We start from the raw sequence: 18979 nt of genomic DNA on the forward strand, positions 1-18979 counted from the left end.
TAAATTTACGAATGGAAGTGAAACTCGTCCGGGTGATCTAGCGCGTAGCGGAATTTCTCCATATCTACTTTTTTATCCCAGATCGAGATGATTAGGCAGCCCACGGCGTTGCCGCAGAGGTTTCCGACCGCGCGCATCTCGGACATAAACTTATCAACACCAAGTAGCACCGCAACCGTAACCACCGGGATACCTGCGCTAGGAAGCGCGGCAAGCGTACCGGCAAGTATGATAAATCCAGAGCCTGTGACGCCGACAGCGCCCTTGCTAGTTACCATCAAGATGACGAGAATTTGTATCAAATGCTCGATGCTTAGCGGGATGCCGAAGGCTTGAGCAAGGAAAATAACGCTAAGCGATAGGTAGATGTTTGTACAGTCTAGGTTAAACGAATATCCCGTCGGTATGATGAGTCCGACCGCGCCTCTATGGATGCCCGCAGCCTCTAGCTTTTGCATGAGCGGAGCTAGCGCGGTCTCTGAGGAGCTCGTTGCAAACACGATCAAGACCTCTTTTGCGATGAAGCGCATAAATTTAAAGATATTGACTTTTGCAAAATAGCAAATAATACCCAGAACGACGAATATAAAAAATAAGCTTGCAATCGCCATAACGAAAAGTAGCTCAAGCATACCCAAAAGCGAGTTGATGCCAAATTTGCCGATCAAAAACGCCATCGCGGAAAATGCTGCAACCGGGCTAAATAGCATCAAAATCGTAAGCAGTTTTAGCACCCAGTGCTGAACGATTTCAAGTGGTCTTAGGATCTTCTTTTTATAGTCGTGCTTTAAAAACGAGATCGCAACAGCCGTAACGATCGCCAAAAATAGCACTTGAAGTGTGTTTGATTTGATAAACGGATCAAGCAAATGCACATAAGGGAAAATGCCGTCTACGGGCACAGCGCCGCGTAAAATGTGAAGCGTATGCGCTAAAATTCCGCTATTTGCGTCTATATTTGAGGCTTGGCTCGTAAATTTCTCTACGCTAGAGGCGTCAAGCTGCGTGTAGTCAAGGTGCATATCGTGACCCGGTTTTAGCGTCTCGCCAAAGATTATTCCCACGGCAAGAGCTATGGTGCTCACAACCTCAAAGTAGATAAATCCTTTAAGTCCGATAGAGCCCAGTTCCTTCATGCTCTCAAGTCCGATTATGCCTGAGACGATCGTGAGGAAAATAATCGGTCCGATGAGCGCTTTTAGGGCTTTGATAAAGTAGTCGATGCCCGGCTTGCTCGCGATGCCTAGATCCGGGAAGATCATGCCGACCGCGATACCGGCGACGATGCCGAAAACCACCCAAAACGCTAGGTTGGTAAACATTCTAATAAGAAAAGGTTTTTGCGGCTTGGCCGCGTTTGAAACGCTTGGGTTCAAGAGGTGTCCTTTAAAAATTATTAAAAAGCTATTTTAACAAATAAATTTATATAAAAAGATAAAATCGCGGCGATTTTGGTCAAATTTTACCGACCGCCGCAAATTTTATCAAATTTTACAAACTCTCTAAAATTTCGATTGAATTTATCTTATCGCCTTGCCTGACGCTATCTAGAGTCTTTAGGCTAGGCTCGTCCACGATCTGGCCAAACACCGTATGCACGCCGTCAAGGTGCGGCTGCGCGCTGTGGCAGACGAAAAACTGACTGCCGCCCGTATCGCGTCCGGCGTGCGCCATGGATAAGGTTCCGCGTTTGTGCTTGTGTTTTTGGCCTACGCACTCGCATTTTATGCGCCAGCCCGGCCCTCCTGTGCCCGTACCGTGCGGGCAGCCGCCCTGGATCACGAAATTTGGGATCACGCGGTGGAAATTTAATCCGTCGTAAAAGCCGCTTTTGGCTAGCTGAGCGAAATTCGTCACTGCTTGTGGCGCTTCCTCACCGTAGAGTTCGAGCTTCATATCGCCTTTTTCGGTGTGGATCACGGCAAATTTGAGCTTAGCAAGCTCGGCCGCGTCGATGTCGTAGATTTTTAGTTCGTCGTTTCTCATTTTTTTCCTTAAATTTATTCGATATTTGTATAAACCGCTTGCACGTCGTCGTCGTCTTCGAGCTTATCGAGTAGTTTTTCTAGTTCGTTCATCTGCTCTTCGTCTAGGCTTATCGGCGAGTTTGCGATGTACTGCAGGCTAGCTTTTTTAGCCTCGAGTCCTAGCTTTTCGATACCTTCGCTTAGCGTGCCAAAGCTTGCGTAATCGCCGTAGATATAAAGCACGCCGTCTTCTTCCTCGATCTCGGTTAGACCAAAGTCGATGAGCTCTAGCTCAATCTCGTCAAGCTCTTTTGCGGGCATATCGAGCTCAAAAACGCTCTTTCTCGTAAACATAAAATTTAAGCTTCCGCTAGGCAGGATTTCGCCGCCGTTTTTGCTAAATATCGCCTTGACGTTAGCAACCGTGCGAGTTGGGTTATCGGTAGCGCACTCGACGATGATCTGCACGCCGTGAGCGCCCTTGCCGTCGTAAAAGATGGTCTTGATATCCGCGCTATCCTTGCCGCTAGCGCGTTTTATCGCTGCATCGATGTTGTCTTTTGGCATATTTTGCGCCTTGGCCGCTGCTATTGCGGCGCGGAGTTTTGGGTTCATATCAGGCTCCGTGCCGCCCTCTTTAGCCGCTACGGTTATGGCTTTTGCGAGTTTTGGAAAAACTTTGCTCATCTTGTCCCAGCGCGCTTCTTTCGCGGCGCGCCTATATTCAAACGCTCGTCCCATTTCATTCCTTTAAAAATTTTTGCCCAATTATATCTAAAAAAATTTTGCATTTTTTTAAAAACGCGAGGTTTTGAGCGTATTAGTAAAAAATTTAGCTTTAAGTCCTATAATCCGAATATGATTTTAAATGCCCGAAAAGACGACGCCGCGCGCTGCATAGAGTTGTTAAATTTAGCCATGGAGGACATCGCATTTACGCTTAGCGGCGTGAGCGATCCCGCTAAGAGCGATGAAATTTTGCATAAATTTTTTAGAAGCGAGATAAACCGCCTAAGCTACAACAATGTTTTTGTTTTCAAATTTGACGGCGAGATCGCGGGAGCGATTTGCGCTTACGACGGAGGAGAGATCGAGGTATTGGATGAGCCTATTAGGGCGCATTTGCGTATGCTTGGCTCAAACGAAGTTCCGCAGACGGAGTGCTTTGCAGACGAGCTATATATCGATAGTCTTGCCGTGGACGAGAGGTTTCGCGGACGAGGCATCGCAAAAGAGCTGATCAAATTTATCTTTACCCTCGCGCCAAAACGAAATATCAAAAAAGTAGCCCTCATCGTCGATGAAAAAAAGCCAAAAACTATGGCTTTTTACGAGCGTTTAGGTTTTAAAACCGACTGCGAAATGATCATAAATTCTCACAAATACTACCATATGATAAAGGAGATAAAATGACTAAATTTAAGGTTGCTAATATCCACTGCGAAAACTGCGCAAACACCATAAAAAACGCTCTTGGCGATGAATACGGCGAGATAAAAGTAGATATGAGCGCCGAGCCAAAGATCGTGAGCGTAAATTTAGACGGCAAGGACGAGGCGAAATTTAAAGAGGAGCTGGATGATTTGGGATTTAGCGTCATAGAGAAAATTTGATGCAAAATATCAAACTAAACATCGCAGGCATGACCTGCGTAAACTGTTCAAACGCCATCGAGCGCGTGACGAAAAAGATCGCGGGCGTGCTAGACGCGAAAGTTAGCTTCGCAAACGGCTCGGGCGAATTTATCATAGAAAGCGCCGAAGTACAAGCCGCGATAGAAGAAAAGATAAAAAAACTAGGCTACGGCGTGGCAAAGGATTTGGCGGAATTTGAAGCCAAACGCGAGAAGCATATCTTAAATTTACGCCGAAATTTCCTAGCCGCCGCAGCTTTTAGCGCGGTGATTATGGCGCTTGAGATGAGCGAGCAGCCAAGCGTAGCAAAATCAGCCATCATGCTAGCGCTTGCCTTTATCACGATAGCTACGTGCGGGCGGGACTTTTTCATCCACGCTTACGGCGCGCTAAAAAATAAAAATTTCGACATGAACGTACTCGTAGCACTGGGCACTAGCACGGCGTTTGCGTATTCGCTGGGCGTTTTTATCGCGGGCGAGCGCCTGCCTGAAAATATGCGCCACCTTTACGTTTCAGGCGCAGCCATGATAACGGCTTTCGTGCTGCTGGGTAAATTTTTAGAAGAGCGTTCAAAAGCCCGCGCTGGCGACTACATAAAATCGCTAATGGATATGTCGCCCAAAACCGCTCTTGTGCTACAAAAAGACGGTAGTGCGCTGGAAGCGGGTGTTGCGAGCCTAAAAATAGGCGACATCGCGGTCGTAAAGAGCGGCTATGCGGTGCCTTGCGACGGAGTCGTGATAAACGGCGGCGCGGAGATCGACACCTCGATGCTAACGGGCGAGAGCCTACCAGTCTATAAAAAACAAGGCGACGAGGTCAATGCCGGAACTATAAATTTAAACGGCTACATCAACGTAAAGGTTACTAAACTCGCTAATCAAACGCTTTTGTCGCAAATTTTAGAGCTTTTAAGCGATGCGTCGAGCAAAAAGATGCCTATCAGCCGCTTTGCCGACCGCGTGGCAAATATCTTCGTGCCTAGCGTGATAGCTATCGCCGTCGTTACGTTTCTTGCGTGGTTTGCACTTACTGGAAATGCGCTACAAGGCGTGCTAAGCGCGGTTTGCGTGCTTATTATCTCATGTCCTTGCGCGCTGGGGCTAGCTACTCCGATAGCCATCGTCTCCTCGCTATCTCTAGGCGCTAAAAACGGAATCCTCATCAAAAATCCCGAGGTTTTAGAGGTGCTTGGCGACGTGAAATACGCGATATTTGATAAAACGGGTACGCTAACAAAGGGCGAAATATCCGTAAATTTTACAGATATAAACGATGAAAATTTAGCCAAAATCGCCGCACTAGAGGCCAAAAGCTCGCATCCGATATCTGCTGCGATCGTTAGATACGCAAGCGAGCTGGGGCTTAAAATTTTAGGCGATGAAAAGGGTTTTGAAAATATCGCGGGACGCGGCGTAAAGAGTGAGGACGAGAGCGTGATAGCAGGCAACGAGGCTCTTTTAAGCGAACTTGGCGTAGAGATAAGCACGCAAGCTAAAGAGCTAATCGCCAAAGCGCAAAATGAAGGAAACGGCGTAGTGCTCGCGGCTTTGAATAAAATTTATGTAGGTTTTATCGCGCTTAGCGATACGGTAAAAGAGGACGCCGCGCAGGCTATGCAAAGCCTAAAAGATGCTGGTATAACGCCCGTAATGCTAACCGGAGATAACGCCTTCACCGCAAAAAATGTGGCTGGCAAGCTTGGCGTAGAAAAGGTTTTTGCCGGCATGCTACCTAATGAAAAATTTGAAACGATAAAACGTCTGCAAGAAGAGGGTGCGGTGCTATTTGTCGGCGACGGTATTAACGACGCCGCACCGTTAAAGCAAGCAAATGTGGGTATCGCGATGAGTAGCGGTGCGGATATCGCAAAAGAAGCCGGCGACGTAGTGCTGGTAAAAAACGATCTAAAAAGCGCGGTAGCTACGATAAATTTAGCCAACGAGACGATGAAAACGATAAAGCAAAATTTGTTTTGGGCGTTTGTTTATAACGCCGTTTGTATCCCGGTTGCGGCGGGAGTTTTGGCGCCTTTGGGGCTCATGCTAACGCCCGTTTACGGAGCTGCGGCGATGTGTTTTAGCTCGGTCACGGTCGTGTTAAATTCGATCAGATTACGATTTAAGCAAATCTAAAATTTAGCCTAAATTTTGTAAAATCCCGCAAAAAACAAAAAAGGAAAAAGATGAATTTAGGTAAATTTTACGCCGTGATCGCAAGGATATTTGCGCTAAATTTCGCTTTGCCGCCAAGCGCGAAGCTTTTTAGCGAGCTAAATAAAAATCCAAAATGGATAATAACAAACGATAGCGAAGCAAACGCCAAAGGACGCGCGCTATACGAGGAGTCGATAAAAACTGAAAGCACCCTAGAGATCGCAAAGGACTTTGCAAATTTGAAAAAATATTTTAACGCGGAGTTTTTTTTCGAGGGCGATAAGGCGCGCCTCGAAGGTTTCTATAAAAAGTGCAAATTTAGCCCAAATTTAAATGTCAGCGCGCTTGATAGCCTAACAAACGAGCTTTCGTTTTTCTCCTCCGTTGTCGAGCTAAAACAAGACGAGCAAACAAAGGAAATTTTGGGCGTTTTGTTAAGCTCCTATCTGCTACCGTACGCTAAAAAGCTAGCTCCCGCCCTACAAAACGAAGCAAAAAGTAAATTTTACCGCGCTATGGGCTATCTTTTCGAGGATTTTGCGAGCGGCATAGAAAATACGCTAAAAGTCAAAGTCGTACCTAGATGAGCTGGTGGAACGACTTTTATATAAATTTCGATCCGGTCGCGTTTGAGCTGTTTGGCATTAAGGTGCACTGGTACGGGATAATGTACGTCCTGGCGCTACTAGTGGCGCTAGGAGTGGCTAAATTTATCGTCAAGCGCGATAATATGCAAATTTCAAATTCGCTGCTTGATAATTATTTCTTTTGGGTGGAAATCGGCGTGATACTGGGCGCGAGGCTCGGCTATATCGTCATTTATGATCCAAATACCGCTTATTATCTCACTCATCCTTGGCAGATTTTTAACCCCTTTCACAACGGCGAATTTGTCGGTATTCGCGGTATGAGCTATCACGGCGCGGTGGTTGGATTTTTGATAGCGACATGGGCTTTTTGTCGTAAATTTAAGCAAAATTTGTGGCAGCTTTTAGATCTCGTTGCGCTTAGCATTCCGCTTGGATATTTTTTCGGTCGCATCGGAAATTTTTTAAATCAAGAGCTATTCGGCCGTATCACGGACGTCTCATGGGCGATCAATGTCGCGGGACAGATGCGTCATCCATCGCAAATTTACGAAGCCGTTTTAGAAGGGCTTGCGGTTTTTGCCATCCTTTTTGTTTATAGAAAATTTAAAAAATTTGACGGCGAACTCATCGCTCTTTATGCCGTGCTTTATACCTTTGCCAGATTTATCTGCGAGTTCTTTAGAGAGCCTGATTTTGGGATCGGCTTTGTATTTTTAAATTTATCTATGGGGCAGATACTATCCTTTTTAATGTTTGCATGCGGCATTTTCCTTTATATTATCTTAAATAAAAAATATACAAAATTTTAAAAGGTTTTTAAAGTAATTTACGATACTATTACGCCGTTTTTATAGTGTCATAATTTAATTTTCTTTTAAGTTATGATAATTTATCTCAATTTTATAGGAGGGCTCATGAGTGGGCTAATCGAGGGCTTCTTGGGTAGGCAAGCGGATACGAAAAAAAGTCGTACTCCTGCCGTTTGGGACAGATGGCAAAGTATAACGGGACTGATTTTGGCCTGTTTTATTTTGTGTCACATGGTATTTACCTCTACCATTTTATTCGGCAAGGGCGCATTTAACGCCGTTGTAGGTTTTGCGGAGGCTAAATTTTTATTCGGCGAGGCTACATGGTGGATTACTAACGTTATCGCTGCGATAATATTCGTCGTTTTTATCGCTCACGCATTTTTGGCGATGAGAAAATTTCCTGCAAACTACAGACAATACATCATGTTTAGAGGCCACAAAGACCGCATGAAACACCTTGACACTACTCTTTGGTGGTTTCAGTTTTTGACAGGTTTTGCTCTATTTTTCGCAGCCAGTGCGCACTTAGTCGATATAATCTTCGGCGGACACATCACTGCCGACAAATCAGCGGCTGCATTTCATCAACTAGAAATTTTCTACTTCGCTTTACTTGTATTTATGGTTGTTCACGCTAGCGTGGGAATGTACCGCCTATACGTAAAATGGGTAAGTATCGACGGAGTAAACAAACAAGAGATGTTCGCAAAAAGAAATAAAGCCAAAACTGCGATATTTGCGGTTTTTGGAGTGCTCGCGGTCATCGCGCTGATCGCCGATTTCGTGTGGATCAGTCTTTAGGAAAAGGAGCTTTAAAAAATGAACGTAAAATATTATGACGCATTAGTTATCGGAGGCGGTCTGGCGGGACTACGAGCTGCCGTTGCCGCCGGAGAAAAAGGGCTAAGTACGGTAGTTTTAAGCCTAATCCCAGTTAAGCGCTCGCACTCTGCGGCTGCGCAAGGCGGTATGCAAGCCTCTTTAGGAAACTCAAAAATGAGCGAAGGCGACAACGAGGATGTACACTTTGCAGACACTGTAAAAGGTAGTGACTGGGGCTGCGACCAACAAGTTGCACGTATGTTTTGCCAAACTGCGCCTAAGGCTATCCGCGAGCTAGCCGCTTGGGGCGTGCCTTGGACTCGTATCACAAAAGGCGAGAGAAGCGCTATCATCAACGCTCAAAAAACAACTATCGTAGAAAAAGAAGAAGTCCACGGACTCATCCACAGCCGTGACTTTGGCGGAACTAAAAAATGGAGAACCTGCTTTACTGCTGACGCTACGGGTCACACTATGCTTTTTGCCGTAGCAAACGAAGCTCTAAAACATAACGTTGAAATCCACGACAGAAAAGAAGCTATCGCGCTAATCCACGCAAACAACCGCTGTTACGGCGCGATAGTTCGTGACCTTGTAAATGGTGAGATCACAGCTTATGTTTCTAAAGGCACGCTTATAGCAACTGGCGGTTATGGCAGAGTTTATAAACACACCACAAACGCCGTCGTTTGCGAGGGTATCGGCGCTGCGATCGCACTTGAGACTGGCGTAGCTCAGCTTGGTAACATGGAAGCTGTTCAGTTTCACCCAACTCCGATCGTCCCATCAGGCATTCTTCTAACAGAAGGTTGCCGCGGTGATGGCGGAATTTTGCGTGACGTTGATGGATACCGCTTTATGCCTGATTATGAACCAGAGAAAAAAGAACTTGCTAGCCGTGACGTCGTTAGCCGCCGCATCATGGAGCACATCCGTGCAGGCAAAGGCGTACCTAGTCCTTATGGCTATCACGTTTGGCTTGATATCTCTATCCTTGGACGTGAACACATCGAGAAAAATTTACGTGACGTTCAAGAAATTTGCGAAATTTTTAACGGCATCGATCCTGCTGACACTGAAGTATATACTGACGAGACAGGACATCAGCGTGGCAAAGGCTGGGCACCGATCCTACCTATGCAGCACTACTCAATGGGTGGCATCAAGACAAAACCAACTGGTGAGAGCCCAACACTAGCTGGTCTATTTAGCGCTGGCGAAGCTGCTTGCTGGGATATGCACGGCTTTAACCGCCTTGGTGGCAACTCAGTTTCTGAGACAGTCGTCGCTGGTATGATCGTTGGTGATTATTTTGCAGATTACTGTGCTAGCCATGAGATCGAGATAAACACAGCTGATATTGAGAAATTTGTTAAAAAACAAGAAGATTATCTAAATAGCCTCGTTACAAAAGAGGGTAAATTTAACGTCTTTGATATCAAAAACAAGATGAAAGAGGTAATGTGGGAACACGTTGCGATATTTAGAACAGGCAAAGGTCTAGAGCTTGCTGTTAAAGAGCTTGAAGCACTTTACAAAGAGTCACTTGATGTAAAAGTAAGCAACAAAGCGCTATTTGGCAACCCAGAGCTTGAAGAGGCTTATCGCGTACCAAAGATGCTAAAACTAGCACTTTGTATCGCAAAAGGTGCGCTTGATAGAACAGAGAGCCGTGGCGCTCACTGCCGTGAAGACTATCCAAAAAGAGATGACCTTAACTGGCTAAACAGAACGCTTACAAGCTGGAAAGAAGGCGACACTCTGCCAACCATCACTTATGAGTCACTTGATATCATGAAGATGGAGATGCCGCCAGCATTTAGAGGTTATGGTGCAAAAGGAAATATCATCGAGCATCCAAACAGCGCTATCCGCCAAAAAGAGGTCGATGAAATTCGCGAGAAAATGCAAGCAGAAGGCAAGAGCAGACAAGAAATTCAAGAGGCTTTGATGCACTATGACCTTCAACCAAAATACAAAGCACCAAATGAAAGAGCAGGAATAGGATATGAGTAGAAAAATCACCATAAAAGCATTTAAATATAATCCGTTGAGCAAAATTTCAAAGCCGCATTTCGCGACCTACGAGCTAGAAGAAACCGACGGCATGACGCTTTTTATAGCGTTAAATCAAATTCGTGAGAAATTTGACCCGGATCTTAGCTTTGACTTTGTTTGCCGTGCCGGTATCTGCGGTAGTTGCGGTATGTTAGTTAATGGTACGCCAAAGCTTGCTTGCCGTACGCTAACCAAAGACTATTCAGGCGGCGTGATTGAGCTTATGCCTTTGCCGGTATTTAAGCTGTTAAAAGATCTAAGCGTAGACACGGGCAACTGGATGAACGCGATGAGTAAGCGCGTGGAGAGTTGGATACACACTGACCACAAGACCGATATCTCTAAGCTTGAGGAAAAAGTCCAGCCTGAAGTAGCGCAAGAGGTATTTGAGCTTGACCGCTGCATCGAGTGTGGTATTTGTGTAGCTGCGTGCGGTACGGCTATCATGAGGCCTGATTTTATTGGTGCGGTAGGGCTTAACCGCGTAGCTAGATTTAAAATCGACGCGCTAGATAAACGAACCGACGAGGACTTTTATGAGCTTATCGGCGATGACGACGGCGTGTTTGGCTGTATGACTTTGCTAGGCTGCGAGGATAACTGCCCTAAACACCTTCCGCTTCAAAGCAGGATCGCATATATGCGCAGAAAGATGGCTGTAATAAAGTAGCCAAGGGGTCGTGAGACCCCTTTTTAAATTTAACTTCAAATTTTACTTCTATTTCTATTTTGCTTTTTTCTCAAATTTGTTTTTTAATTAGGTTCAATTTGTTCAAATTTGATGATCTATGCTGTATGTATTTTTACAAAAAACAGGCGTACAAAAAACGTCAAATTTTGCTTTAATAAAAATAGTAGCATCTTTGGTCTAGTCAGGCTTATTTTTTATTTTTAGAAGTATTACAAGTTAAAAATGTCTTTAAATTTGTGTTTTAGTAGATTTTGAAATCTTGTAAAAATGATAGATGGTGGAAGCGAGGTTGTTCGATATTTAGCTTTAAATATCGTATTTATCGCACTTCTATAGAAAATAAAGCCATTTTTTACACACTTAAAAACACATCCGAACTATTTTACGATGTAATAAAAAATTTAAGATATTCGGAGATAAAAAATTGGTAATGAAAAGTTTGGTTTTCAATACAAAAACGAGGAAAAGCCCTAAAATAGGCACTTTGCGATTTAAGTATTTGCCGTTTTTAAGTTTCAAACGCTTAAACGGCTAAATTTTCTTAAGAATTGAGATGTTTCACGGCTTTTTTAGCTCGAAACTTAATTAAGCTTCGTTTGTGAAACAAAAGCCGTTTTTATTTGTTTCACGCCTGCCACTCGTTGGCTTTGTAAATGCCCAAAACGTAAATAGCCCCGTTCTCTATCGCGTAAGGTATCACATAGCTTTTAAAAATCAAGTCTCTTATGCTCTCATCGTCAAAATTAATAGACTTGCGACAAATAAGGGGCGTTTGCGCCGTGCGCTCTATCTTTGCGATAAGCTCGTTTCTAAACTCTCGCGCCCTGCTTAGGCTGTCTTTTGCTATGAAGTCGAATATCGTCTTTAGCTCGCGCTCGAATTTAGGCTTGTATTTTATTACCATTGCATAGCCCGCGCTTTTAGCTCGTCGTGGCTTATTGTTTCAAACTCTCCACGCCTGATAGCTTCAACGTCGGATAATATCTCGGCTTTGATAGCCTCTAGTTTTTTGCGCGCCTGCGCTTCGTCTATTGGCTCATTGCCTCTTAGGGCTTCATCGGCGCAACCGTCGTCGATAATCAACTTTTGATTAGTCGTATTAGCTAGCGCTTTACTTATTGCCACTATTTGGCTTATTAGCGTTTCATCTGCTCGTATGGTTAGAGTTTGCATATCCTGGCCTTTGTTTTAAAATCCTATGAGCCATTTTAACTGCTCGGGGCTTAGGGTTTTATTAGTGTTCGGTTTTTCGTTCGTCCATATTCGCGAAATAGGGCTTAATTACGCTAAATTTAAGCGTTTTTACTGTGTTGTAGCGTTCGGTTTTTACTACTTCTTTTTGTATTCCCTATTAAACACGCTGTAGGCTTCTGCGTTTGCGAAGTCGTCGCGGTCGAATATCGGGCTTTTATCTCTAAACCTCATCAGTAAATTTAAATAAGCCTCTTTGGGGTTATCGCTCACATCTAACAAAGCCTTTAAATACTCGTCTTTGTATCGCCCGAATGAAAAATCTTTGTAAATCGTTTTAGGGGCTAAATTTAGCTTGTAGGCTACGGCGTGAGCCATTAGGCGTAAGTCGTCTTTGAAAAATCGCGATAACTCATAAAATAGGGCTATGTCGTATGTTTTCAATCGTCGCGCTTTATTATGATTTGAGTAGGGGCAAATAGCGCGCCTTGCTCTTGTAGCTCGTAATTTTTACCCAGTATCGTCTCTTTGTTTCTAGCCGTTATCCTGCTGTGTAGTTCAATGTCGCCCAGGTCGCCCGCTTCTTGCAGTAGCCTATTGGCCATTATTTGGTTTTTAATCGCCGTTTGCTTGAAAAAAGTTACCGCCCTTGCGTTGTCGCTTACTACCTGCGTCACGGCTTCGCGTTCGTATTCGTTTAGATCGGATAGTTCGGTTAGGTACTGCGTGCCTTTAGCTATCGTGCTTTTTAGATTTTGGCTTATGCCCTTAGTGATGTTATTTATCGCGCCTGCGCTGAGGTTAAAAAGCTTTTGTAGTGCTCTTTGGCTCATTCCTGCTTTATGCTTGGCTAATATCTGCGCTCTTACTTCGGGCGTTATTTTCATTTTACCGCCTTTAGCTCGCTTACGGCTTGATTTACCGCTTCGCGTTCGTATCTTACGGCGCGCCCTATCTTGACAAAGGGTAATACGAAGTTAAAGCGGTCTTTGTATTTGTCGCTTCTCATCTTAGTAAGCGTGCTTTGCGATAAGTTTAAAATTTGCCCTACCTGCTTTGGCGTTAATAGCTCCATTGTTTGCCTTTGTGACGTTTTGAGGTATTTTAACGCGTATTGGGGTGTTTGTTGGTTTGTGGTGGGGTCTTGGTTGCGCTTCCATAAAAAAATGGAGGCGAAATAATTGCACTGTGACAAGTCGTTACGGTGCGTTCTGGTTGTATGACGGGCTACGGACAAATAGGGCGGGGTGTTCGATAAAATAGACTTATGGAGGAGGGCTATTTAAAGCCCCCTTTGATAAGCCTACGCGCCCTTTAGGTCTTTGTGCCACGTGTAGCTACCTTTTGGCGTGATTTGCTCTTGTAGCTTGTCGTTTAGCTCGCTTAGGTGCTTTATTTGCTCTTCTAGCCTTTCGCACTCGCTAGCATAATAATTAAAAAGGCGGTATGCTTGTAAACCGGTTTCAAATAAGGCGTCCGCCATTCCCTTTGCTTCTCTCTTTGCTATCTCGGCTTTAAACGCTTCGCGCGCCTTGTCGCCTCCTGCTCGCTCTAGCTCAATACCTCGCTTATGCAAGCTAGTCCATAACCTAAAAGCGAAATCTTTTAACTGAGAATAGCTGGGCGCGTCTGCGCCCTTAGCTAAATATCTCAAAGCTTGGTTAAAGTCTCTTTTGTTCATTGTTCGCTCCTTTGGGTTAGTTCCTCTTTTTGCTCGGATATTTTCTTATCTGCGTAATCTCGCACCGCTTGGGCTACGTCGTCAATCGCCACGCTTAGGAAATAAGAGGCGTTTGCCATTGCGGTGGCGTTGGTTCCTACGCCTTTTTGCAGATAGGGCAAAGCATACACTAGCGTGCTTATTGCATTTAGCGCGCTTGGTATCTCGTTTGTTAAGTCTAGCTCGTCGGCTATGTCGAATGTTAATTGCATTGGGTCTCCTTTGTGGTAAGTTTTTCATCGTTGATTAAATATTTGATGAAATAATATCATCTTTGATTTAATAAGTCAAGTGTTTTTACAATCTTTGATGAAGTATTTTAATAATATTTTACATTTTTGATTAAAAATGATACAATTAGCTAAAATTTAAAAGGGCAAAAATGCTAAAAAGTGATTTTTTAAAGAGGTTGAGCGATTTGGGCTTATCGGTCAATGACTTCGCAAATTTAACAAAACTAAACGCAGGCAGTATTTACAACTGGAATGACGAAAAAAAGCCTATTCCGTCTTGGGTTGAGCCGTTTTTGGTATGCTACGAAAAATCCACACGCTACGAAAAAATCAAAGAATTAACTAAAGACCTTTAGCCTCATCGCTCCTAAACTCCTTTTAAATCCCACCGCTTTAAATCTCTCTGCGATAGCTATCGGTATTTAATTCCCCTAGCTACCTAAATTAAACTTACCTAGCTTTTAGCTACCTACGTTAAACGTACCTAGCTTTTAGCTCTATGAATTAAACTCACCCAGCTTTTAGGGTTTTCCTCTTTTTTGTGGATAACCCCTTTTTCAGATTTTCTTGAATAAATGCGTTTCTCTTTTTTGAGAAATCCAAAAAGGGCTGGTTGAATACCCCGCCCGTTACAAATCAGGCGGGGTGTCGGTAGTGGCTTACTTTGCACCTATGGGCTAAATTTGACTTAGGGCATAACGCGCCTATGGGCTAGATTAAATCTACCTCATCGCTTGGCTGTGCGTTCCATTTTTTTATGGAATGACGATTTTTGGGCTACTCGCTCGTCGCCTGAAAACTAAGGCAACGGCACAGGGCTAAAAAGCTTTTGGTTGCGTATGCTACCGCCTCCGCCCTTTGAGGGCGGGGCGTATTCATCTAAAGGGTTAAAATTCTCTCTTTTTTTAACATATCGCCTTTTATTTGTTAGAAAATACGCCAAAAATTAACAATACGCATTTAAACGCAAAATAAAGCCTTCTGTTTGATTTTAACTCTTTTTGATGTCTTTGTATGTTCTGGAGGCTCTTTTTAAAACGTAGCCCAGTTATTTTTATTCTATGGGCTATTATGTTAATTTACTCTCTTTGCTATTAGATTAACGCTCGCTTGTTTCACTCGCTCGCTACTTTAAGGAAAATAGGCAAGGTTTATCAAAAAGGCGGGATTTTTGAGGGATGAAAAGTAAATGCTACCCTACCTACTAAGGGGGTCTGAAACTTAAATTGCGTTTTTTCTCCGCCTGCACGAGTGCGAGCTAGCCCCGTGTGCGTGCTAGTTTGCGCTTTATCGAGGTGTCAAAATCCGTTTATTTTTCGTTATTGGAGTTGATAACGAGTGACAACGAAAAGCGATACACGTTTTAGAGTTTCTTAAAGTAAATGAAACTGGCAAAAAACGGCTTAAGGATTTTTGGCAATTTGGGGTAAATTTGGCAATAAATATGCGATGAGGTTACGGGCGTTACAATGTAGCGTTGTGGTGATTTTTGTCTTTAGACTCTTTGATATTCTGCGGGTATTTTGACAATCTCGCCGTTTAAATTTACCTCGTTCGGGAGTAATGCGCGCCTTATGTGTTTAGCTTTTATTTCTAGGCTCGCGGTCGCATTTTGCTTTAGCTCGTGGGAGTATTTGGCTCTATTTGGCGGTGTTAATAAGATTATGCTTTTGTGTGGGTATGTTTGGCGTATGGTTTTAATTGTGGATACTAGGTCGGTATCCGCAGTTACTAAAAAGGCTTTGTCGAAATCGTCATTAAAGGCGTCTTGTAAAAGCCTAATGGCTATGTTAATGTCTGTCTGTTTTTCCTCGTGTGTAGCATATCGTGCTCCACATATGTGGCATTTAGCAAATTTCTTTTTAAAGCTTCCAAATATCGCTTTAACACCTGCGCCTTGCAATGCCTTAGTGTAAGCTTCGTATCTTTGCATTTTGGTTGGCAAATGTGTTGGAGGGGCTGAAAAATAATAAACCTCATTTAGTTCGTCACCCTCTTTTAAAAATAACTCACAAAGCTTGCGCAAATTTAGCCATTTAAGCGTATTATCTTTTAAGGCATCGATTGAGTGATAAAGATTAAAGCCGTCTATGTAAGCGTTGATTTTCAAAGTCCGAGACCTCCCTAAAAAATAGGGAGCTCGGTTAGGGTGTTCCCTAAGTGGATAAACGTATTTTATCCATTTTGTGTTTAAATCTCGCTTTATTTGATACCTACTCGCTATCATAAGCTATCAGATAGATTTATTTTGCTTGACTTGTTTAAAAATGGACCGTATAATACGTCTTACATTCAAGGGGCTCCTTGTGCCCCACTTTCTAAGTATTCAATCAAGCCTTCATCAAAACATTTTAAAATATCGTTTAAAAATATTTCTATCTTTGACGGTTCTATGCCGATTATTATCTCTTTCAGCTTAGTTGATAGCCTAGGTGTGCCGTTTACGTTGAGTTTGTAAAGGTTTTCAAAATGAAAGGCGCGGTTTCTTATCGTGAGTATGAGCGAATAGCAAATTTTAACCTTTTTAAGCTATCAGCGGTTATCACGCCCTTAGCTCTCTTTTGTTATTCTTTGCCTTGTATGCGAGCTTTGCCGGCTGCGCTTTGGTCGCAATGTCGATTATTTGCGAGAAATCGCGTACGGCTTGGCGCAGTTGTAGCTCCAGGCGTTCGGCTCTAGGCAATAACGCGGGTTTATTTAAATCGATTATCGGGGCGGTTGCCTCTGCGCGATACAATGGCAAATTTAGATTATTCTTTTTGGCTTTGTCGTAAAAATAGACGCGCTCTAACGCCGTAAGCTCGGTTTTTAAATACGTCGTATCGCCTATTTGAGCTTTGTCGAATGCGTCCAGACAAAATGGTTCGGGGCGGTCGAAACATAAATCAACGCTCGAGACGTTATTAACCGCGCCTAAAAGCTCCGCTACGAGGTCAAAGGGCGGGGCGGGCTTGTGATATTGCTTTAGCCCGTAAAACTCAATCACGGCGCGCTGCCGGCACTCGCTCGGGGCTTTTGTCGTGGCGTAAAATATGCTTAAATTTTCGAGTTCGTAAAGCTCGGTTATTTTTAGCCCTCGAAATTCATAACGATTGGATATTTTTATCTCTTTCGTATCTTGCATTTTTCGCCACTTCAAGCCGTGATTTTTGGCTATGCTTTTAAGTAGCTCTATTTTGGTGTAGTGCTTGCGCGTTACTCTGTTTTTTAGGAAACTCGCACGTATGGTGTCTATGGCTATGCTAGGCGTTTCAGCTAGTATTTGGGTAATTTGAGGTAATATTTCCACGTTTTACAATCCAAAGGGCGGTTAAACTTCGCTTGGCTTGACCGCCCCCCTAGAAATCTTTAAAATTAACCCTCTGCTAATTGAGGCGCATTTTTTGCTTTTATCGCCTCGATTAGCTTTTTAGCTAACTTTACTTGACCCTTTGGCGTTATTAGAGTGATGAGGTTTAGCCCGCGCTCTCCGTTTGGCTTTGTAAACGTCTGCGGTTTGCGTCTAAAATAGCCCATATTTAGATACTTTTGCAAAGGCTCGTTATTGAGCATTAAAATCCCCAACTCGCGCATTAGAGCAAATAATCGTATCTCGCCCGTGTCTATGCCCTTATCTTTATCGCAAAGGATTTTCGCATATTCGCCTATTTTAATATCGCCCTTGCTAACCTCAACGGCTCGTGCGAAATCTACGTAAGGCTCATCGGCTTTTACTTTGCACTCTAGGCGTTTTACTTCGTCTTGCGTGTCTGCTAGCCTCAAAAGAATATCGGCAGCCGCTCGCGGGTCTGCTAATACGTCGTGAATATCCAAAGGGCGGTTACCGCCGTTTAGGATAAAATCGCTAGCCCAATCCCTGAATAAAATCGTCTGCGGCGTCTCCTCCAATTTAAAGCCTAGTGTAATAATGCCCTTTTTAGTCCAAAAGACCATTTTTTGAGGCTTTACTCCCTCCCTTCTATTAGAAGGGGGTGTATCTGTTAAGTTTCCTTTGCCGTCGTTATACATATCTTTGTAATAATAATGCACGCCCTCGCGGTATTCGGTCGCGCCTTTTATTCTTTGTAAGCTTACCGCGTTTTGCGTTACGCCGAAACCCTGCGCTACTTGCTTGTCCGACAAGCTCCAGGTGTCTTGATACTCCGAAATCTCTAAATTTAGATCGTTAAATGTTACTATTGCGCTCATATTTTGCCCCCTAAGTATCTTTTAGCCTTTTGGAAATCGTCGATACGCCATAATTTAAACCGCCTTTTAGGGTTATTTGCGTCAGTGCACCATCTAAATTTAACGATTTTTTCCCTAAAAAGCTCTACTAAATACTGATTTGCGTTACTTATGCCAAACACTCGCCCCGCGGTTATTTCCGTTCCGTCCCACATCATTTTTATTAATGCCGTTTTATGTTTGCTTTGTATCATCGGTTATTCTCCTCTCTTATGCCTGCTTTTATTTCCAGCTCTTTTATGCTCTTACTCTGCGTCTGCACGATATGAAACAAATCGTAAGCGCAATCAAGCAAAGGTTGAGCTACGCCGTCTAAGCTCGCCACCTTGTAAGCGTGCAAATGCTTTTTAAAAGCCTTTAGCATAACCTCATCGTCCGCGCTAAAGCAAAGTTTGCTAGGCGTAAATACTAGCTTATTCATTGTTCGCGCTCCTTTGAAAAAATCGCTCTCTTAGCCGTTGATTTTCGGCGTGGAGTGCGTTTAGCTCTCTCGCCTGCTCGGTCAAGGCGCAAAACAAATCAAAGGCTACGGGCTTAAAATTTGCCGTATCGTCTCCGCTTTGCTCGTCTTGTAAATGTTTGAGATAAATATCGGGGTAGCACTCTTTTAGCATTTTTACGTAAAGTTCGGGCGCGCTTTTTATCTCTTTGCACTCTCGCGCTATTTCGCCGATACTCTTTTGATTTAGCTCCGTTTCGCGCTCCTCGAATAAATCAAAGGCTACGCAAAGAGCTTTAATCACGCCTTTTTGTAGGTCGCTTTGCTCCTGCTCGTCCGTCTGCGCGTAAATCGCCTTAATCTCGGGGTATTTGGATAAACGGGCATAAAAACGCCCGTATAGCCTCGCTTCGTTATCGTCTTTAAATGCTTTCAT

General features: G+C 43.7%; 25 protein-coding genes. 9 read left to right on the forward strand and 16 right to left on the reverse strand.

Translation table 11 applies throughout. The features are described from left to right. Nucleotides 1–5: 5 nt before the first annotated feature. The 3 genes from CSUNSWCD_RS01555 to CSUNSWCD_RS01565 form a co-directional block, all read right to left on the reverse strand. A complete protein-coding gene (locus tag CSUNSWCD_RS01555) occupies nucleotides 6–1376 on the reverse strand; it encodes a cation:dicarboxylate symporter family transporter (protein ID WP_009492877.1) in 1371 nt (456 codons plus the stop codon). A 115-nt stretch (nucleotides 1377–1491) separates the two neighbouring features. Then, nucleotides 1492–1986, reverse strand: a complete 495-nt coding sequence (locus CSUNSWCD_RS01560) for a peptidylprolyl isomerase (RefSeq protein WP_009492878.1) — start codon at nucleotides 1984–1986, stop codon at nucleotides 1492–1494. Between the two features lie 14 nt (nucleotides 1987–2000). Further along, nucleotides 2001–2708 carry a YebC/PmpR family DNA-binding transcriptional regulator gene (locus CSUNSWCD_RS01565; RefSeq protein WP_009492879.1) on the reverse strand — a complete coding sequence of 236 codons (708 nt, stop codon included), beginning with the start codon at nucleotides 2706–2708 and terminating at the stop codon, nucleotides 2001–2003. Nucleotides 2709–2825: 117 nt separating this feature from the next. Here CSUNSWCD_RS01565 and CSUNSWCD_RS01570 point away from each other — a divergent pair, with 117 nt between their 5' ends. The 8 genes from CSUNSWCD_RS01570 to CSUNSWCD_RS01605 all read left to right on the forward strand — a co-directional run bounded on the left by CSUNSWCD_RS01570 (nucleotide 2826) and on the right by CSUNSWCD_RS01605 (nucleotide 10712). Next, nucleotides 2826–3380 (forward strand): GNAT family N-acetyltransferase, encoded by a 555-nt coding sequence (locus CSUNSWCD_RS01570; protein WP_009492880.1) that lies wholly within the window; start codon nucleotides 2826–2828, stop codon nucleotides 3378–3380. Then, nucleotides 3377–3580 carry a heavy-metal-associated domain-containing protein gene (locus CSUNSWCD_RS01575; protein WP_009492881.1) on the forward strand — a complete coding sequence of 68 codons (204 nt, stop codon included), beginning with the start codon at nucleotides 3377–3379 and terminating at the stop codon, nucleotides 3578–3580. Before CSUNSWCD_RS01570 ends, CSUNSWCD_RS01575 begins: the two co-directional genes overlap by 4 nt. Continuing rightward, the gene (locus CSUNSWCD_RS01580) at nucleotides 3580–5739 is read left to right on the forward strand and encodes a heavy metal translocating P-type ATPase (RefSeq protein WP_009492882.1); all 2160 of its coding nucleotides are present in this window, start codon (nucleotides 3580–3582) and stop codon (nucleotides 5737–5739) included. The genes CSUNSWCD_RS01575 and CSUNSWCD_RS01580 overlap by 1 nt, the downstream gene beginning before the upstream one ends. Before the next feature lie 50 nt (nucleotides 5740–5789). Beyond that, a complete protein-coding gene (locus CSUNSWCD_RS01585; protein WP_009492883.1) occupies nucleotides 5790–6347 on the forward strand; it encodes a hypothetical protein in 558 nt (185 codons plus the stop codon). Then, nucleotides 6344–7159, forward strand: coding sequence for a prolipoprotein diacylglyceryl transferase (gene lgt, locus CSUNSWCD_RS01590; RefSeq protein ID WP_009492884.1), 816 nt, complete (start codon nucleotides 6344–6346; stop codon nucleotides 7157–7159). Before CSUNSWCD_RS01585 ends, lgt begins: the two co-directional genes overlap by 4 nt. Nucleotides 7160–7264: 105 nt before the next feature. Continuing rightward, a complete protein-coding gene (locus tag CSUNSWCD_RS01595) occupies nucleotides 7265–7963 on the forward strand; it encodes a fumarate reductase cytochrome b subunit (RefSeq protein ID WP_009492885.1) in 699 nt (232 codons plus the stop codon). An 18-nt stretch (nucleotides 7964–7981) separates the two neighbouring features. Then, on the forward strand, nucleotides 7982–10000 hold the full coding sequence (locus CSUNSWCD_RS01600) for a fumarate reductase flavoprotein subunit (protein ID WP_009492886.1): 2019 nt from the start codon (nucleotides 7982–7984) through the stop codon (nucleotides 9998–10000). Continuing rightward, nucleotides 9993–10712 carry a fumarate reductase iron-sulfur subunit gene (locus tag CSUNSWCD_RS01605; protein WP_009492887.1) on the forward strand — a complete coding sequence of 240 codons (720 nt, stop codon included), beginning with the start codon at nucleotides 9993–9995 and terminating at the stop codon, nucleotides 10710–10712. The genes CSUNSWCD_RS01600 and CSUNSWCD_RS01605 overlap by 8 nt, the downstream gene beginning before the upstream one ends. A 646-nt stretch (nucleotides 10713–11358) precedes the next feature. Here the strand turns inward: CSUNSWCD_RS01605 and CSUNSWCD_RS01610 are convergent. From CSUNSWCD_RS01610 to CSUNSWCD_RS01640, 7 genes are all read right to left on the reverse strand, one after another. Further along, complete coding sequence (locus CSUNSWCD_RS01610; RefSeq protein WP_009492888.1) at nucleotides 11359–11637, reverse strand: type II toxin-antitoxin system RelE/ParE family toxin; 279 nt, start codon at nucleotides 11635–11637, stop codon at nucleotides 11359–11361. Next, nucleotides 11631–11906, reverse strand: coding sequence for a hypothetical protein (locus tag CSUNSWCD_RS01615; RefSeq protein WP_009492889.1), 276 nt, complete (start codon nucleotides 11904–11906; stop codon nucleotides 11631–11633). Before CSUNSWCD_RS01615 ends, CSUNSWCD_RS01610 begins: the two co-directional genes overlap by 7 nt. Before the next feature lie 156 nt (nucleotides 11907–12062). Next, entirely contained in the window at nucleotides 12063–12368 is a 306-nt protein-coding gene (locus CSUNSWCD_RS01620) for a hypothetical protein (protein ID WP_009492890.1), read from the reverse strand. After that, nucleotides 12365–12811, reverse strand: a complete 447-nt coding sequence (locus tag CSUNSWCD_RS01625; protein ID WP_009492891.1) for a hypothetical protein — start codon at nucleotides 12809–12811, stop codon at nucleotides 12365–12367. The genes CSUNSWCD_RS01620 and CSUNSWCD_RS01625 overlap by 4 nt, the downstream gene beginning before the upstream one ends. Beyond that, nucleotides 12808–12999, reverse strand: coding sequence for a helix-turn-helix domain-containing protein (locus CSUNSWCD_RS01630; RefSeq protein WP_009492892.1), 192 nt, complete (start codon nucleotides 12997–12999; stop codon nucleotides 12808–12810). The genes CSUNSWCD_RS01625 and CSUNSWCD_RS01630 overlap by 4 nt, the downstream gene beginning before the upstream one ends. 228 nt (nucleotides 13000–13227) lie before the next feature. Continuing rightward, nucleotides 13228–13605, reverse strand: a complete 378-nt coding sequence (locus CSUNSWCD_RS01635) for a hypothetical protein (protein WP_009492893.1) — start codon at nucleotides 13603–13605, stop codon at nucleotides 13228–13230. Next, the gene (locus CSUNSWCD_RS01640) at nucleotides 13602–13856 is read right to left on the reverse strand and encodes a hypothetical protein (RefSeq protein ID WP_009492894.1); all 255 of its coding nucleotides are present in this window, start codon (nucleotides 13854–13856) and stop codon (nucleotides 13602–13604) included. Before CSUNSWCD_RS01640 ends, CSUNSWCD_RS01635 begins: the two co-directional genes overlap by 4 nt. Nucleotides 13857–14026: 170 nt before the next feature. Between CSUNSWCD_RS01640 and CSUNSWCD_RS01645 the strand changes: the two genes are divergently transcribed. After that, a complete protein-coding gene (locus CSUNSWCD_RS01645) occupies nucleotides 14027–14233 on the forward strand; it encodes a hypothetical protein (protein WP_009492895.1) in 207 nt (68 codons plus the stop codon). A gap of 1139 nt (nucleotides 14234–15372) precedes the next feature. On the opposite strand, the gene CSUNSWCD_RS01650 is transcribed toward CSUNSWCD_RS01645, so the two are convergent. From CSUNSWCD_RS01650 to CSUNSWCD_RS01675, 6 genes are all read right to left on the reverse strand, one after another. Continuing rightward, nucleotides 15373–15987, reverse strand: a complete 615-nt coding sequence (locus CSUNSWCD_RS01650) for an NYN domain-containing protein (protein WP_051990274.1) — start codon at nucleotides 15985–15987, stop codon at nucleotides 15373–15375. A 432-nt stretch (nucleotides 15988–16419) separates the two neighbouring features. After that, the gene (locus CSUNSWCD_RS01655) at nucleotides 16420–17166 is read right to left on the reverse strand and encodes a hypothetical protein (RefSeq protein ID WP_009492898.1); all 747 of its coding nucleotides are present in this window, start codon (nucleotides 17164–17166) and stop codon (nucleotides 16420–16422) included. A gap of 65 nt (nucleotides 17167–17231) precedes the next feature. Beyond that, entirely contained in the window at nucleotides 17232–18065 is an 834-nt protein-coding gene (locus CSUNSWCD_RS01660; protein ID WP_009492899.1) for a phage antirepressor KilAC domain-containing protein, read from the reverse strand. Continuing rightward, nucleotides 18062–18298, reverse strand: a complete 237-nt coding sequence (locus tag CSUNSWCD_RS01665; RefSeq protein ID WP_009492900.1) for a hypothetical protein — start codon at nucleotides 18296–18298, stop codon at nucleotides 18062–18064. The genes CSUNSWCD_RS01660 and CSUNSWCD_RS01665 overlap by 4 nt, the downstream gene beginning before the upstream one ends. After that, nucleotides 18295–18525 (reverse strand): hypothetical protein, encoded by a 231-nt coding sequence (locus tag CSUNSWCD_RS01670; RefSeq protein ID WP_009492901.1) that lies wholly within the window; start codon nucleotides 18523–18525, stop codon nucleotides 18295–18297. The genes CSUNSWCD_RS01665 and CSUNSWCD_RS01670 overlap by 4 nt, the downstream gene beginning before the upstream one ends. After that, on the reverse strand, nucleotides 18518–18979 hold the full coding sequence (locus tag CSUNSWCD_RS01675; RefSeq protein ID WP_009492902.1) for a hypothetical protein: 462 nt from the start codon (nucleotides 18977–18979) through the stop codon (nucleotides 18518–18520). The genes CSUNSWCD_RS01670 and CSUNSWCD_RS01675 overlap by 8 nt, the downstream gene beginning before the upstream one ends.

It is taken from the genome of Campylobacter showae CSUNSWCD (assembly GCF_000313615.1).
Lineage (GTDB): Bacteria > Campylobacterota > Campylobacteria > Campylobacterales > Campylobacteraceae > Campylobacter_A > Campylobacter_A showae_A.